Annotated in this window: 14 protein-coding genes; 8 read left to right on the plus strand and 6 right to left on the minus strand. The window is 57.5% G+C overall.

What is annotated here, in order from left to right; genetic code table 11:
* The first annotated feature begins 4 nt into the window (after positions 1 to 4).
* Entirely contained in the window at positions 5 to 1,930 is a 1,926-nt protein-coding gene (locus MWU60_RS10930) for a hypothetical protein (protein ID WP_247227331.1), read from the plus strand.
* On the opposite strand, the gene MWU60_RS10935 is transcribed toward MWU60_RS10930, so the two are convergent.
* Genes MWU60_RS10935 through MWU60_RS10945 form a run of 3 tightly spaced genes read right to left on the minus strand, consistent with a single transcriptional unit; the run spans position 1,927 to position 5,503 of the window.
* Positions 1,927 to 2,715 (minus strand): metallophosphoesterase, encoded by a 789-nt coding sequence (locus MWU60_RS10935; protein ID WP_247227332.1) that lies wholly within the window; start codon positions 2,713 to 2,715, stop codon positions 1,927 to 1,929. The genes MWU60_RS10930 and MWU60_RS10935 overlap by 4 nt on opposite strands.
* Positions 2,716 to 2,726: 11 nt before the next feature.
* Positions 2,727 to 4,319: a phosphoglycerate dehydrogenase gene (gene serA / locus MWU60_RS10940; protein ID WP_247227333.1), complete on the minus strand. Its 1,593-nt coding sequence runs from the start codon at positions 4,317 to 4,319 to the stop codon at positions 2,727 to 2,729.
* Between the two features lie 44 nt (positions 4,320 to 4,363).
* Positions 4,364 to 5,503, minus strand: a complete 1,140-nt coding sequence (locus tag MWU60_RS10945; RefSeq protein WP_247227334.1) for a phosphoserine transaminase — start codon at positions 5,501 to 5,503, stop codon at positions 4,364 to 4,366.
* 231 nt (positions 5,504 to 5,734) lie between these two features.
* Between MWU60_RS10945 and MWU60_RS10950 the strand changes: the two genes are divergently transcribed.
* Genes MWU60_RS10950 through MWU60_RS10960 form a run of 3 tightly spaced genes read left to right on the plus strand, consistent with a single transcriptional unit; the run spans position 5,735 to position 8,072 of the window.
* The gene (locus tag MWU60_RS10950) at positions 5,735 to 5,974 is read left to right on the plus strand and encodes a zf-TFIIB domain-containing protein (protein ID WP_247227335.1); all 240 of its coding nucleotides are present in this window, start codon (positions 5,735 to 5,737) and stop codon (positions 5,972 to 5,974) included.
* Positions 5,975 to 6,032: 58 nt separating this feature from the next.
* On the plus strand, positions 6,033 to 6,908 hold the full coding sequence (gene serB, locus MWU60_RS10955) for a phosphoserine phosphatase SerB (RefSeq protein WP_247227336.1): 876 nt from the start codon (positions 6,033 to 6,035) through the stop codon (positions 6,906 to 6,908).
* Between the two features lie 42 nt (positions 6,909 to 6,950).
* The gene (locus MWU60_RS10960; protein ID WP_247227337.1) at positions 6,951 to 8,072 is read left to right on the plus strand and encodes a PLP-dependent transferase; all 1,122 of its coding nucleotides are present in this window, start codon (positions 6,951 to 6,953) and stop codon (positions 8,070 to 8,072) included.
* Here MWU60_RS10960 and MWU60_RS10965 read toward each other — a convergent pair.
* Positions 8,069 to 8,443, minus strand: a complete 375-nt coding sequence (locus tag MWU60_RS10965; RefSeq protein ID WP_247227338.1) for a rhodanese-like domain-containing protein — start codon at positions 8,441 to 8,443, stop codon at positions 8,069 to 8,071. The genes MWU60_RS10960 and MWU60_RS10965 overlap by 4 nt on opposite strands.
* Positions 8,444 to 8,632: 189 nt before the next feature.
* Positions 8,633 to 9,319 (minus strand): response regulator transcription factor, encoded by a 687-nt coding sequence (locus tag MWU60_RS10970; RefSeq protein ID WP_247227339.1) that lies wholly within the window; start codon positions 9,317 to 9,319, stop codon positions 8,633 to 8,635.
* Between the two features lie 156 nt (positions 9,320 to 9,475).
* On the opposite strand from MWU60_RS10970, the gene ribA reads away from it, so the two are divergent.
* The 4 genes from ribA (at position 9,476) to MWU60_RS10990 (ending at position 12,305) form a co-directional block, all read left to right on the plus strand.
* Positions 9,476 to 10,552 carry a GTP cyclohydrolase II gene (ribA, locus tag MWU60_RS10975; protein WP_247227340.1) on the plus strand — a complete coding sequence of 359 codons (1,077 nt, stop codon included), beginning with the start codon at positions 9,476 to 9,478 and terminating at the stop codon, positions 10,550 to 10,552.
* A 146-nt stretch (positions 10,553 to 10,698) separates the two neighbouring features.
* Positions 10,699 to 11,193, plus strand: coding sequence for a L,D-transpeptidase family protein (locus tag MWU60_RS10980; RefSeq protein WP_247227341.1), 495 nt, complete (start codon positions 10,699 to 10,701; stop codon positions 11,191 to 11,193).
* 72 nt (positions 11,194 to 11,265) lie between these two features.
* Positions 11,266 to 11,748 carry an RNA pyrophosphohydrolase gene (locus MWU60_RS10985; protein WP_247227342.1) on the plus strand — a complete coding sequence of 161 codons (483 nt, stop codon included), beginning with the start codon at positions 11,266 to 11,268 and terminating at the stop codon, positions 11,746 to 11,748.
* Between the two features lie 74 nt (positions 11,749 to 11,822).
* A complete protein-coding gene (locus tag MWU60_RS10990) occupies positions 11,823 to 12,305 on the plus strand; it encodes a hypothetical protein (protein ID WP_247227343.1) in 483 nt (160 codons plus the stop codon).
* Here the strand turns inward: MWU60_RS10990 and MWU60_RS10995 are convergent.
* Complete coding sequence (locus MWU60_RS10995; RefSeq protein ID WP_247227344.1) at positions 12,288 to 13,475, minus strand: lytic murein transglycosylase; 1,188 nt, start codon at positions 13,473 to 13,475, stop codon at positions 12,288 to 12,290. The genes MWU60_RS10990 and MWU60_RS10995 overlap by 18 nt on opposite strands.
* Positions 13,476 to 13,579: the final 104 nt, after the last annotated feature.

Below are 13,579 nucleotides of genomic sequence, written 5' to 3' on the forward strand. Positions count from 1 at the left end.
GCCCATGAGTTATGAAGACCTGCATTTGATCACGCGCTGGGCGCAGGTTGTCCAACTGCGCGACAACGACCTGCTGACCGCTGCCGAGCTGCTGTTGCTGGAAAACGCGCAAACGGGAACGACCGCGCAAATCGGGTTGACCGTGCCGAACCTCAAGGCACCGGGTGTTCTGATCCGGGCGGCACTTTTGCGGTATCTGATCCTTGGCGGCTGCAAGGATTTCATGACGCAACCTTCGGGTATTACAGTCAATGGGGCATGGATTGCGGGTAAGCTGGACCTCAGTTTCACGCAGGCGCGGGGTCCGGTGGATTTTTTCAACTGCCACTTTGCAGAACGTGCTCAGATGGTTCAGTTGCAGGCCGATGGTCTGGCGATTGTGGGCTGTACAATGGTCGATGGGATCAACGCGGCCCGCATTCAGATCAGCGGGAACCTGACGCTGAATGGCAGTCGGATTGACGGCAAGGTGTCGTTGTCGGGCAGCGATATCAAAGGGCATTTGTCCTGCACGCAAGCGACGCTGCGAAACCCCCAAGCCTCTGCGTTCAAGGCGCAAGGCATGAAAGTCGCCAGTAGCGTGCTGCTGGAGGGGACAACCGCCACCGGACAGGTCAGCCTGCTGGGTGCGCAAATCGGCGGCCAACTGGTTGCCATCGGTGTCGCATTCCACAACCCTGACGGCCATGCGCTGAACGCGCAAAGCACGCAAGTGCGCGGCGATGCGTTCCTGCGCTATGCGACCACCGATGGCGAGGTTAGCTTCATGGGTGCTGAGATCAGTGGCGTCCTTGATTGTACCCATGCCACCATGCGCAACGCGGAAGGCCATGCGCTGAACGTGCAGCGTCTTGTCGTGCGCGAAGGGTTTATCTGGCGGCGCATAAAGGACGTTGCCGGTGCGGTCGATCTGACCTCGGCGCATGTGGGCGATCTTTGGGACGATCCCGAAAGCTGGGCTTTGTGTGACACACTGTATCTGAGCGGGTTTATCTACGATGTGCTGCATGGCGGGATCAACGTGGCGGATCGCTTGGCATGGCTGAAAATGGGTGCTGTGTCGCGGCGCGAGTTCTACCCGCAACCTTACGAGCAATTGGCGAAACTCTTGCGGGACACTGGCCACAGGTCAGACGCGCGCGCGATTATGGTCGCCAAAGAAAAAGAGCAACGCAAAGCGTCCCGCGCGCGTTGGCGGCGCGAGCGGGATTGGCGCAATGATCTGTTGAAGACGAGCCTTTTGCCCGATGATGAGCGTTGGGAAGCGATTGAAAAACTGCGCAAACGTCGCCCGAATGATCCGCATGTGGCCCGTTTGGCTTTGCTGCATCCCAAGGATGAAGCTGTATTAGACGTGGGCGAGATGACGCTGGATCTTGCGCAAAAGCAGTTTCGGGATGAGCAGCGTTGGCATGGTATTCGCGTCGGTTGGCGTAATACTGGTAGCGTGATCGCGGATCGGGTGTTTGGCCTTGTCGTCGGCTATGGGCACAAGCCGGAGCGTAGCTTTTACATGTTGCTGACACTGGTCTTTATTGGCTGGTTTTTGGCCGATAAGGCTTGGGAAGCAGGTGATTTCGCGCCGACAATGGGCCCAGTGCTGATGTCGGAGGGTTGGCAGACGCTTGCCACGGATGAAAATATCGCCAATCCCGCACAGGTCTGGTCAGACAAATACATGCTGGCCCCCGATGGCACCACCGTTCTGACGCCCGGCCGAGACTACGAGACCTTCAACGCGGTATCCTATGCCGTCGATCTGGTGGTCCCCATCATCTCACTGGGGCAAGAGGCGTCATGGGCGCCATCCACCACGCGCAGCCCGTGGGGATGGTGGCTTTGGATTGCGCGCTGGTGGCTGACAGCGCTGGGCTGGATTGTTACCGCTATTGGTGCGGCTGCGGTAACGGGCGTTATTCGGCGGGATTAGGGCGTGAGCGACACGCGCCCCTGATCCGTCAGCAGCCAACAGTCACGGCCTTCAAAGACGGCAGGGATGAGAGGGCGGTGATACCCGGCACCACCATCGAGATCGACGCGATTGCCAAAATGCTGCGGGTAATCAAGTGCCGTATGCCCGTGGACAACCAGTTTGCCGAAGTCCTCATCACTTGTCAGAAACGGATCCCTGATCCAAAGCAGGTCCTCTGGGTCTTGCTGATCAATCGGCAAACCCGGACGCAGACCCGCATGAACGAACAACAGATCGTCTGTTTCAAACCAAAGCGGCAGGGTGTCCAGAAAATCCAAATGCGCCGTTGGTACGGCAGTAAGAGCCATTTGTTGCAGTGCCTCGGCATCAAAGGTTCCGTCAGGGGCTTCGAATGCCTCCAGCATCTCACGTCCATCTATGCGATCCTGCGCGAAACGCATGACACCCTTGATGCCGTAGGATGCCAGCGTCTCTGTGCCGCCCAAACGTGGGTTGAACCAGTTAATGCCGGATGCGACGCGCGCATCGTGCTGCCTGCCGTAACGTACAAAGTGGGTAAAAAAGCGATCGTGGTTGCCTTTGATGAAAACCCAATCGCGCCCCGCGTCCCGACCCGCAATCAATGTGTCGATCACGGCCCGGCTGTCTGGGCCGCGATCAGTATAGTCCCCCACAAATACGATCTTTGCGTCCACGCCGCCATCGGCCGTAATCAATGCAAGCGCATGATCGAGCATGTCTTTCTGGCCGTGAACGTCACCAATCGCGTAGATGGGTTTCATGTGTGTGCCGATCAGACTGTAAAGGTCAGCGGTTTGACCTGCTGGAACAATCCTGTTGCTTCCAAGGCCTTGATCGCAGCTGCAGGGACCGGTTCATCCAAATAGAGCAGCGCAATCGCCTCACCCTTCGCCTCGGACCGGCCAAGCGTAAAGTTCGCGATGTTGACGTTGTTCACGCCCATCGTCGTGCCCAAGGTGCCGATGATCCCGGGCCGATCCTCGTTCGTGGTATAGACCATGTGTTCACCGATCTCGGCGTCGATATTAATACCCTTGATCTGGATAAAGCGTGGCTTGCCATCGCTAAAGACCGTCCCCGCAACCGAGCGCTCGCGCTTTGCAGTTACGACGGTCACTTTGACATAGCCTTCAAACGCACCTGATTGATCCTGCTTCGTTGTCGAAACCTTGATCCCGCGTTCTTTGGCGATCACAGGCGCGCTGACCATGTTGGTATCCGGGTTTGCTTTCGTCATGATCCCCGCAATCGTCGCCGCTGTCAGCGCCTTGAGGTTCATCTCGCTTGCTTCACCGTCAAACAGGATGTTGATCGCCTTGATCGGCTCATCCGTCATCTGGCCAATGAAGTTACCCAAGTGGCCTGTCAGCTTGATCCATGGCCCCATGACCTTGGCCTCTTCGGCGGTCACGGACGGCATGTTCAGTGCGTTCTGCACCGCGCCGGTCAGCAGGTAGTCCGACATCTGTTCGGCCACTTGCAACGCCACGTTTTCCTGCGCTTCTGTTGTGGCAGCACCCAAGTGGGGGGTCACGACGACGTTGGGCAAGTTGAAAAGCGGGCTTTCGGTAGCAGGTTCTACCGCGAAGACATCAAAGGCCGCACCAGCGACGTGACCCGCGTTGAGCGCTTCAGCCAAAGCGGCCTCATCGACCAGACCACCACGCGCACAGTTTACGATCCGCACGCCCTTTTTCAGCTTGGCAATGTTCTCTGCCGACAGGATGTTTTTCGTCTGATCGGTCAGGGGGACGTGCATCGTGATGAAATCGGCGCGAGCGAGCAATTCGTCCAACTCAACCTTCTCAACGCCAATGTCGACAGCGCGCTCCTCCGACAGAAACGGATCGTAGGCGACGACCTTCATCTTCAGACCCTGCGCGCGGTCAATCACGATGGACCCGATGTTACCGGCACCGATCACGCCCAGCGTTTTGCCCGTCAGCTCAACCCCCATGAAACGGGACTTTTCCCATTTACCGGCATGGGTCGAAGCGTTTGCCTCGGGAATTTGCCGCGCCACGGCCATCATCATCGAAATCGCATGTTCGGCTGTCGTGATCGAGTTCCCGAAAGGCGTGTTCATCACGATGATCCCCTTCTTCGATGCCGCTGGAATGTCGACGTTATCGACACCGATCCCGGCACGACCGATTACCTTGAGATTCGTAGCAGCTGCGATGATCTTCTCGGTCGCTTTGGTGGCCGACCGGATCGCTAGGCCATCATATTGCCCGATCACTTCCAGCAGTTTTTCTTTGTCCTTGCCAAGGTCAGGCTGGAAATCCACATCAATGCCGCGATCCTTGAAGATCTGCACGGCGGCGGGTGAGAGTTTGTCAGAGATAAGTACTTTGGGGGCCATTTTGCCGCTCCTTTTGGAAAATCGTAGGGTGGGTGAAACCCACGTTATGCGTTGATTTGAGCCTCAAACGCCCATTCCAGCCATGGCAACATGGCCTCGATGTCGGATGTCTCGACCGTGGCACCACACCAGATGCGCAAGCCTGCGGGGGCATCGCGGTATGCGCCGATATCCAGCGCGATCCCTTCGGCCTCCAACCGTTTGGCAACGGCTTTGGCAAAGGCGGCACCGTCGGTGATGCGATCATCGGTGAATTTCAGACAGACAGAGGTGTTGGAACGGGTTGCGGGATCAACCGCGAGGTTCGCCATCCAAGACTTGTCTGCGCAGAAATTCCAGATGGCGCGCGCATTGGCATTGGCCCGGTGCATCAGCGCATCCAGACCGCCGATAGACCGGCCCCATTTCAGGGCAACCAGATAATCCTCAACCGCCAGCATGGAGGGCGTGTTGATCGTCTCACCCCGGAAGATGCCTTCGATCAGCTTACCGCCCTTGGTCAGGCGGAAGATCTTGGGCAGGGGCCATGCCGGGGTGTAGCTTTCGAGGCGCTCAACCGCGCGGGGGGACAGGATCAGCATGCCGTGGGCCGCTTCACCGCCCATCACCTTCTGCCAGGAGAAAGTCGTCACATCCAGCTTGTCCCAAGGCAGATCCTGCGCAAAGGCCGCAGAGGTTGCATCGCAGAGTGTCAGCCCTGCACGATCGCCAGGGATCACATCGCCTGAGACCACACGCACGCCAGAGGTCGTGCCGTTCCATGTAAAGCAAACGTCGTTATCATAGTTCAGTGCGGCCATATCGACGATTTCGCCATACTCTGCCGTATGCACCGTCGCGTCGATTTTCAGCTGCTTGACCACATCCGTGACCCAGCCAGCACCAAAGCTTTCCCAGGCGACCATCTCGGCCGGGCGTTCACCCAGCAAAGACCACATCGCCATCTCATAGGCGCCTGTGTCAGAGGCAGGTACGATGCCGATGCGGTAATCCGCAGGCACGCCCAAAATCTCTCGTGTCAGGTCAATCGCCTCGGCCAGTTTGGCCTTGCCGACAGCAGCACGGTGTGAGCGACCCAAAGGGGCGTCACGCAATGCATCAAGTTTCCAAACGGGGGGTTTGGCGCAAGGGCCAGAAGAAAAACGCGGATTAGCCGGCCGCGTCGCCGGTTTAGTCGTAACCATCAGTGGTATCCTCACAGATATGCGCCCTTCGTTGGGGAAGGGTGTCCCACCTGCGGGAATAGAGCGGTGCTGCGGTATCTACAACAGTGAAAGCGGCCCGAATTCGGCAAACGGTGCGTTTTTTGCGACATCAAGGTCGCCAATCGGAAACCTGCGCGGCCTTCCGCCGCACGCGTTGTATCCCGCGTTGCTACGCTTAATTAAGGACAACAACGCAGAAAGGATTACGCAATGAAATGTCCCATTGACGGCGCTACCCTCGTGATTTCTGACCGCAGCGGGGTTGAGATTGATTATTGCCCTGAATGCCGCGGCGTTTGGCTCGACCGGGGTGAATTGGATAAGATCATTGAACGCTCACCCGCGTCTGGTGGCGGTGGTGACAGTGGCCGCGACCGGCGCGATGACCGTTATCAGGAGCGCCCCCGCAAAAAGCGCGACAGTTTCCTGAGCGAGATTTTCGACTTTTAGGGGTGCGCCCTTGGCCCTACGGCGCTAGACCTTGCCCATCAATCCAAAGAGGTCCGCCATGCAGGTCGTCACACTGATCACAACACCGACCGAGCGCAATCTGGATGCCGCACTGGTTGATAGCCTGCGCAATGCATGGGGCGGCGGTGACGCCAACTGGCTTGCGGTGGATGAGGCGGCGGAATTTGCGATCCCTGCGGCTCCTGACAACCAATGGGATGTCTGGGCTGACCTGCAAAAGGGATGTGTTGATCTGGTGATCAGCCCGTTGGACGGGCGGCGTAAAAAGATGCTGCTTGCCGATATGGACAGCACCATGATCCGGCAGGAATGCATTGACGAATTGGCTGCCGAGGCGGGCGTGGGGGAACGGGTCGCCGATATCACCGCGCGGGCGATGAACGGCGAATTGGATTTTGAAGCGGCGTTGATTGAACGCGTCGGCTTGCTGAAAGGCCTGCCTGAGACGATCATCGAACAGGTCTTGGACGAACGCATAACCCATATGCCGGGTGGTTATGAGTTGGTGAATACGATGAAGGCACATGGCGCTTATGCGGCACTCGTGTCTGGCGGGTTCACTGCGTTCACTGCCCGTGTCGCCGCAGCGCTGGGGTTTGACGAAAACCGCGCGAATACTCTGCTGGCCGCTGATGGCAAGCTGACCGGCAATGTCGGGCGGCCCATTCTGGGCAAAGCCGCCAAGGTCGAGGCGTTGAACGACATTGCCGCGCGTTTAGGGATATCTGCCCAGGATGTGCTGGCGGTCGGCGACGGGGCCAATGATCTGGGGATGCTGACACTGGCAGGCATGGGTGTTGCCCTGCACGCCAAACCTACCGTGCAGGACCAATGCGATGTGCGGATCAACCACGGTGATCTGACTGCGCTGTTGTATGTGCAAGGCTATGGCCGGGATGAATTTGTAACCTAGTCACCACTTGCATCTCGCCCATGTCGCGCTGCACAAAGCACTATGGAAAATGATTTAAAGCCCGCCACCATTGCAGCCCATGCCGCCGGCGCCGTTGATCCGCAAACAGGCGGCGTCGTACCGGCGCTACAGCCATCCACGACTTATCTGCGTGACGAAGACTATGCACTGATCCGGCCGGATAACATCTATTCACGCGCAGATTCGGACAATCTGCGCCAAGCCGAGGAGGTGTTGCGCGCGCTCGAAGGGGCCGAAGACACGCTGCTTTTCCCTTCAGGCATGGCGGCAATTGCGGCCGTGTTCAGGACGCTGCCCAATGGCGGCACGGCGATCGTGCAGTCAGGTATTTATTGGGGAACGACGGCTTGGGTACGCGACTTTTGTGCGCGACGCGATGTGACATTGGTTGAGGTTGATGCAGATGATCTGCTCGCCACATGCCTGTCGCAAGAATCTGACATCGTCTTTGTTGAAACGCCTTCGAACCCGTGGCTGAAAACGGTCAATATCCGGGCGGTTGCTGACGCGAGCAATGCGACATTGGTGGTCGACGCCACTGCCGCGACGCCTATCCTGACCCGCGCGCTGGATCATGGGGCCGATATCGTGATGCATTCGGCGACCAAAGGGATCAACGGACATTCTGACGTGCTGGCTGGTGTCCTTTCAACACGGGCAACAGATGCCGCCATTTGGGATATGATCCGCGCTGATCGCAAAATGGCCGGTGCAATCCTTGGCCCGTTCGAGGCATGGATGCTGACCCGTGCAATGCGCACGCTGCCCTTGCGGGTTGAACGGATGTCGCAAAATGCGCAAACGCTCGCGGAACACCTGATGGCGCATGCCGGGGTGTCGGATGTGTTTTACCCCGGTCTGCCGTCACACCCCGGTTTCGACATCGCGCAAAGGCAGATGCAGGGCGGTTTTGGCAGCTTGCTGTCCGTTTTGGTCAAAGGAGGTCGGGACGACGCGCTGCGGGTTGTGGGCAAGCTGAAACTTTTCCTGCGCGCCACGTCACTGGGCGGCGTCGAAAGTCTGGTAGAACACCGGCACACGATTGAGCCGCACACCGGTATTCCTGAAAATCTGATCCGCGTCTCTGTCGGGATTGAGGATATCAGCGACCTGATCGCAGATTGGGATCAGGCGTTGGGTTAATCCTCGGTCGGTCCGCCTGCTTCTTTCCAATCGCCGATGCCGCCAACATTGATGACGTTCTTGTAACCCATGTCTTTCAGCGTCTTTCCGGCGAGTGCGGCCTGACCGCCTGCACCACAAACCAAACAAAGCTCTGCATCTTTTTGGAAGATCGGATTGTGGAACTGCATGTCCGGGTCCGCCGCAAATTCAAGAAATCCGCGCGGGACGCGGTGTGCGCCAGCTATTGTGCCGGATTTTGCGATATCGCTGCTGTCGCGAACGTCAATAAACGTGGCATTTCCCTCGGTATGTTTTGCAATCGCCTGCTCGGCGGTGATGCGGACGACATTGGCGTTGGCTTCTTCAAGAAAGTGTTTGGCGGATTTCATCGTGTCTCTCCCTATTCTATACATTGAATAGGTAAGATGCCGTGTTCAAATAGCCAGAGCAAAAAAAAGCCCGGACACAAGGTCCGGGCAAGTCCAACAGGGAGGTGGAGATATAACCCGATCTCCGGCGGTATTCTTGGGAACCCGGTGACCCGACAGGGAGGGGCCTGATCACCGGGAGGAGTACTTCTACGCCACTAATCTATAGCCACCGGATTCGGTCACAAGAAGGCGCGCATTTGACGGATCTGGTTCTATTTTTTGACGAAGACGGTAAATATGTGTCTCTAATGTGTGCGTCGTCACGCCCGCATTATAGCCCCAAACCTCGTGCAAAAGCACATCACGGGCGACAACACCTTCGGTCGCGCGGTACAGGAATTTGAGGATATTCGTCTCTTTTTCCGTCAGGCGCACCTTCTTTTCGTCCTCGGTAATCAGCAGCTTTTGGGCAGGTTTGAACGTATATGGTCCAAGCTGGAAAACAGCATCTTCGGACTGTTCATGGGTGCGCAATTGGCTGCGCACACGGGCCAAAAGTACGGGGAATTTGAAGGGCTTACTGATATAATCATTGGCACCTGCATCAAGGCCATAGATCGTGTCAGCGTCGCTGTCCTGTGCGGTTAGCATGACGATGGGGCACTTCACGCCCTGCTTACGCATCACACGGCAAAGTTCGCGGCCATCGGTATCGGGCAGACCCACGTCAAGGATCATCAGATCGTACAGACTTTCCTTGGCTTTGATCAGCGCGTTGGCACCATCGTCTGCCTCAAAGACGTCAAAGTCCTCGGTCATCAGCAATTGTTCACCAAGTGCTTCGCGCAGGTCGTCGTCATCATCGACGAGTAGAATCTTCTTGAGTTGTCCCATGACATCCTCCTTCGTTGTGAAATTAGATTTGTGCTTTGTTTACGTTTCAAACAACCAATCCCTTCGCGGTTTCACACGGACGTGTGATTTAAAGTGCAAATGTTTCACTTTGCGGCACAAACCGCTATGAGATGAAACAAATGAGAGGTGTCGTGCATGGGATTTGCCCCCGATATTACAGAACGACTGGCCCGCGCCCGCGCTGATCTGCGTATGGGCGTGCCTGTTGTGCTGGACGGTGGTGCGTTGGTGCTGGCGGCCGAGACGCTGGATGCAGCACGGTTGGCTGATTTACGCACGCTGGGCGGCGATGCGGTTTTGGCCGTGACGGGGCGGCGTGCAGAAACGCTTAAGGCGCGGGCCTATGATGGCGACATCGCGCGGATCGTCCTGCCGCCTGATGCCACCTTGAACTGGGTGCGGGCGGTTGCGGACCCCGCAGATGATCTGCGCGCGCCGATGAAGGGGCCGTTGCAAACAGCACGCGAGGGGTCTGCGGACCTGCATCGTGCGGCAATCGCGATGGTCAAGGCCGCGCGTTTGCTGCCCGCTGCGATGGTTTTGCATGTGGATGATGCGGCAAAGTTTGCCATCGCGCATAATCTGACGCTTGTTCCCGCAGATGCGGCCCTCGATACCGGGCTTAGCCCGCTAAGCCCGATTATTTCCGCGCGCCTTCCATTGGATGTGTCTGAGGCCGGGCGTCTACATATCTTCCGCCCCGATGATGGCGCGGAAGAGCATTATGCCGTTGAAATCGGCCAGCCAGACCGCAGTGTGCCTGTACTATCACGTCTGCATTCGGCCTGTTTCACCGGGGACCTGCTTGGGTCACTCAAATGCGATTGCGGCCCGCAACTACGCGGCGCATTGGCGCAAATGGGAAGCGAAGGGGCAGGGGTGCTGCTTTACCTCAACCAAGAAGGGCGTGGTATCGGGCTTGCCAACAAAATGCGCGCCTATTCCTTGCAGGATCAGGGGTTTGACACGGTGGAGGCCAATCACCGGCTTGGGTTCGAGGATGACGAGCGGGACTTTCGGATTGGTGCAGAAATCCTCAAGCGGATGGGTTTCTCATCCGTCAGGTTGCTGACCAACAACCCCGCTAAGATCGCCCGAATGCAGGCCTGCGGAATCAACGTCACTGAACGCGTGCCGCTGAAAGTGGGCGAGAACGCGCATAACCACGCGTATTTGGCAACGAAGGCCGCAAAATCAGGGCATTTGCTTTAGGGTCAGATTTGCGTCAGGTGACCAAGAAAAGGATGTTTGGCCTGCACCAGATCACCGCTGTTTCATCCGGCTTGCAGAGTTCATAACCCCTTGTAATTTCACAAGTGATTCGCCATTTCGGCATAAACTATGGTTTATCTGGGCCTATGAAACACACTGATCTTGTCGTCACCCCAACCCACTTACGGTTCATGGGAAGACGTTTTCCATGCACCATTGGCAGGGGCGGTTTGACCTCCCGCAAGGCCGAAGGGGACGGGGCAACACCACGCGGAATACACCGCCTTGTGGGGATGCTTTACCGCCCCGATCGCATGGCAAAACCTGCCGATTGGGCCCTTCCAATAGGTCCGTTTGACTTGTGGTCTGATGACATCAAGGACCCCGATTACAACATGATGGTAAGTGCCCCACACCCTTATAAACATGAGCGTTTGCGCCGGTCGGATCCGATGTATGATCTGGTCATTCTGACCGACTGGAACTGGCCCTACGCGGTCAAGGGGCGGGGGTCGGCAATTTTCATTCATGCATGGCGTGGGCCGGGCCGTCCGACCGCTGGATGCGTGGCGTTTCGGGCGGATCATTTGCGCTGGATCGCGGCACGCATCCGGCACGAAACACGACTTGTTATCGCATAACCTCTGGCCTCGCGCGTAGTCTTAGTCCACATCCAAAAAAGAGACCCAATGATGAAGCACCAAGGCCCTTTTATGACCCCCGAAGAGATTGCCGAACTGCCGTACCGTCCTTGTGTCGGCGTGATGATGGTGAACCCACGGGGCCACGTCTTTGTAGCGCAGCGCAAGGACCGCGATACCGATGCATGGCAAATGCCGCAGGGTGGCGTCGATCGAGGCGAAAGTACCCGCGACGCTGCACTGCGCGAACTGGAAGAAGAAACCAGCGTCACCCCCAACCTTGTGACCATCGAAGCAGAGAGCGCGGGATTGATCCGGTATGATCTTCCGCATGAACTTGTACCCAATATCTGGAAAGGCCGTTATCGCGGACAAGAGCAAAAATGGTATCTGATGCGTTATCATGGGCTGGACAGCGAGATTAATCTTGAGACGCAAACGCCCGAATTCACCGCCTGGCAATGGATGGCCCCAGCGCAAATGGTTGAAAGTATCGTGCCTTTCAAACGCGCGGTCTACGAGCAGGTTTTGGCTGAATTCGCGACTGAACTCTGATTTACTGCGTGTAAGGTCCAAGGATCGCACACTGTGATACGTCATATCCTGGAACCGATAACAGGAGTAGCCCGATGAAATCTCTGTTGCTTGCCGCAGCCCTCGCTACCGTCAGCGCACAGGCCCAAGCGCTTAGCTGCATGCGGCCTGACCCGATCAGAACGTTTCAGCAGGTCGCCGCGGCGCCCGAAAGCTACTATGTTCTTTACGGGCAATTGCGTTTTGATGAAGCCGACCTGCCCGTGCGCGATCTATCCCAGCAATTACGCAACCCAGAGCCGATCACGGCACGGTTTGAGGGCAAGGGCCTGACCCGCCAGGGGTTCACCAGCGACTACCAAAGTGATGTCATGCTTCAGATCGACTGCGCCAGCATCTGGTGTGGTGGCGCGCGTAGCGGCGTCGATGCTGTTTATTTTGTCCGCGTGACCGAACCGCTGGTGACGATGTATGCCACCCCCTGCGGCGACATGATCTTTGAAGAGCCAAGCCAAGCTACCCTCGACATGCTGACAACCTGCATGCAAGGCGGCGATTGTTCACCGCAGCCGTTCTAAAAGTGCCATTGACGGGTGCCCATCGGGGGGCAAGCCAACGCTGCGCTGATACGCTTGGATCGCTGCCCGTGAGTTCGGGCCGATCCGCCCATCGACACCTTGCGTTGAATACCCTGCATTGGTCAGCCGCTGCTGCAACTCGCGCCGTTCCGCGCGCCGCAATCTGCGTTCATCCGCCGGGAAAGCTGTCTGCAAGGGACCTGCGCCACGAATACGGTCTGAAAGGTGCCCAACGCCGATAATATAGGCCTCTGCGTTGTTGTAGCGGCTGATCACATCGTAATTGCGGAATAGCAAAAACGCGGGCCCGCCCGCACCTGTGGGCGTGCTGAGTGTCGCATCACCATAGTCCGGCACCGGTTGCCCATCGACACCAACAACGCCAAAGCGCGCCCAATCGCTGGGGCGGCGCGTCACGGTGCGCCCGGTTTGATTGTAATCAAAGTTTGCGGCCAATCGGACCTCGACCCCCCAAGGTTGCCCTTTGGTCCAACGGAAACGACGCAGGTAGGCCGCGGTTGAGGCCAGCGCATCACTGGGATCGTCGGCCCAGATATCGCGCCGCCCGTCACCTGTGAAATCGACGGCATAGGCCTCATACGATGTGGGCATGAACTGCGTATGGCCCATCGCCCCAGCCCATGATCCGGTCATATTGCGCGGGGCCACATCGCCGTTTTGCAAAATCTTGAGGGCGGCAATCAGTTGGCTTTCAAAAAAAGCACCACGCCGCCCGTTGTAGGCCAATGTGGCAAGCGTAGAGATCAACGGCGTATCACCGCGCCGCTGCCCATAGTTGCTTTCCATCCCCCACACAGCCACGACGACATGGGGTTCCACATCAAACCGCGCCTCAATCTGCGATAGCAGGGTCGCATAGCGGCGCACCTGCTCGCGGCCATTGGCAACCCGCGTGTCAGACACAGCCGAGGCCATGTAATCGGCCAGCGGGCGTACAAATTCAGCCTGATTGTTGTCACGCTCAATACTGTCGGGCAGATAGCGGATATCAGCGAAAGCGGCGTCAAATGTGCGGTCTGAAATCCCCGCAGCGCGGGCGCGCCCGCGAAACTGTGCGATCCAGTTTTGAAATCCGGCACCCTGGGCCCAAGGTACTGTCGGTATGGCCAGCGCTGAAACGGTCGTTGCGATAAACTGCCTGCGGTGCATGTCTGCCTCCTTATTTTGATCTTAACCTAGAGCAATCTCACAGAAGCCAAAATCAACTCTTGTTCACGGCGCGGCTTTTTGCCGGTAGTGTGGGGATGAAGAAC

The sequence above is a fragment of the Yoonia sp. F2084L genome, assembly GCF_023015625.1.
Lineage (GTDB): Bacteria > Pseudomonadota > Alphaproteobacteria > Rhodobacterales > Rhodobacteraceae > Yoonia.

What these genes read in the sequence shown, in the direction of transcription:
- MWU60_RS10930 (WP_247227331.1), top strand. Translation starts at nt 5, where the DNA reads ATGAGTTATGAAGACCTGCATTTGATCACGCGCTGGGCGCAGGTTGTC.
- MWU60_RS10935 (WP_247227332.1), bottom strand. Translation starts at nt 2,715, where the DNA reads ATGAAACCCATCTACGCGATTGGTGACGTTCACGGCCAGAAAGACATG.
- serA (WP_247227333.1), bottom strand. Translation starts at nt 4,319, where the DNA reads ATGGCCCCCAAAGTACTTATCTCTGACAAACTCTCACCCGCCGCCGTG.
- MWU60_RS10945 (WP_247227334.1), bottom strand. Translation starts at nt 5,503, where the DNA reads ATGGTTACGACTAAACCGGCGACGCGGCCGGCTAATCCGCGTTTTTCT.
- MWU60_RS10950 (WP_247227335.1), top strand. Translation starts at nt 5,735, where the DNA reads ATGAAATGTCCCATTGACGGCGCTACCCTCGTGATTTCTGACCGCAGC.
- serB (WP_247227336.1), top strand. Translation starts at nt 6,033, where the DNA reads ATGCAGGTCGTCACACTGATCACAACACCGACCGAGCGCAATCTGGAT.
- MWU60_RS10960 (WP_247227337.1), top strand. Translation starts at nt 6,951, where the DNA reads ATGGAAAATGATTTAAAGCCCGCCACCATTGCAGCCCATGCCGCCGGC.
- MWU60_RS10965 (WP_247227338.1), bottom strand. Translation starts at nt 8,443, where the DNA reads ATGAAATCCGCCAAACACTTTCTTGAAGAAGCCAACGCCAATGTCGTC.
- MWU60_RS10970 (WP_247227339.1), bottom strand. Translation starts at nt 9,319, where the DNA reads ATGGGACAACTCAAGAAGATTCTACTCGTCGATGATGACGACGACCTG.
- ribA (WP_247227340.1), top strand. Translation starts at nt 9,476, where the DNA reads ATGGGATTTGCCCCCGATATTACAGAACGACTGGCCCGCGCCCGCGCT.
- MWU60_RS10980 (WP_247227341.1), top strand. Translation starts at nt 10,699, where the DNA reads ATGAAACACACTGATCTTGTCGTCACCCCAACCCACTTACGGTTCATG.
- MWU60_RS10985 (WP_247227342.1), top strand. Translation starts at nt 11,266, where the DNA reads ATGACCCCCGAAGAGATTGCCGAACTGCCGTACCGTCCTTGTGTCGGC.
- MWU60_RS10990 (WP_247227343.1), top strand. Translation starts at nt 11,823, where the DNA reads ATGAAATCTCTGTTGCTTGCCGCAGCCCTCGCTACCGTCAGCGCACAG.
- MWU60_RS10995 (WP_247227344.1), bottom strand. Translation starts at nt 13,475, where the DNA reads ATGCACCGCAGGCAGTTTATCGCAACGACCGTTTCAGCGCTGGCCATA.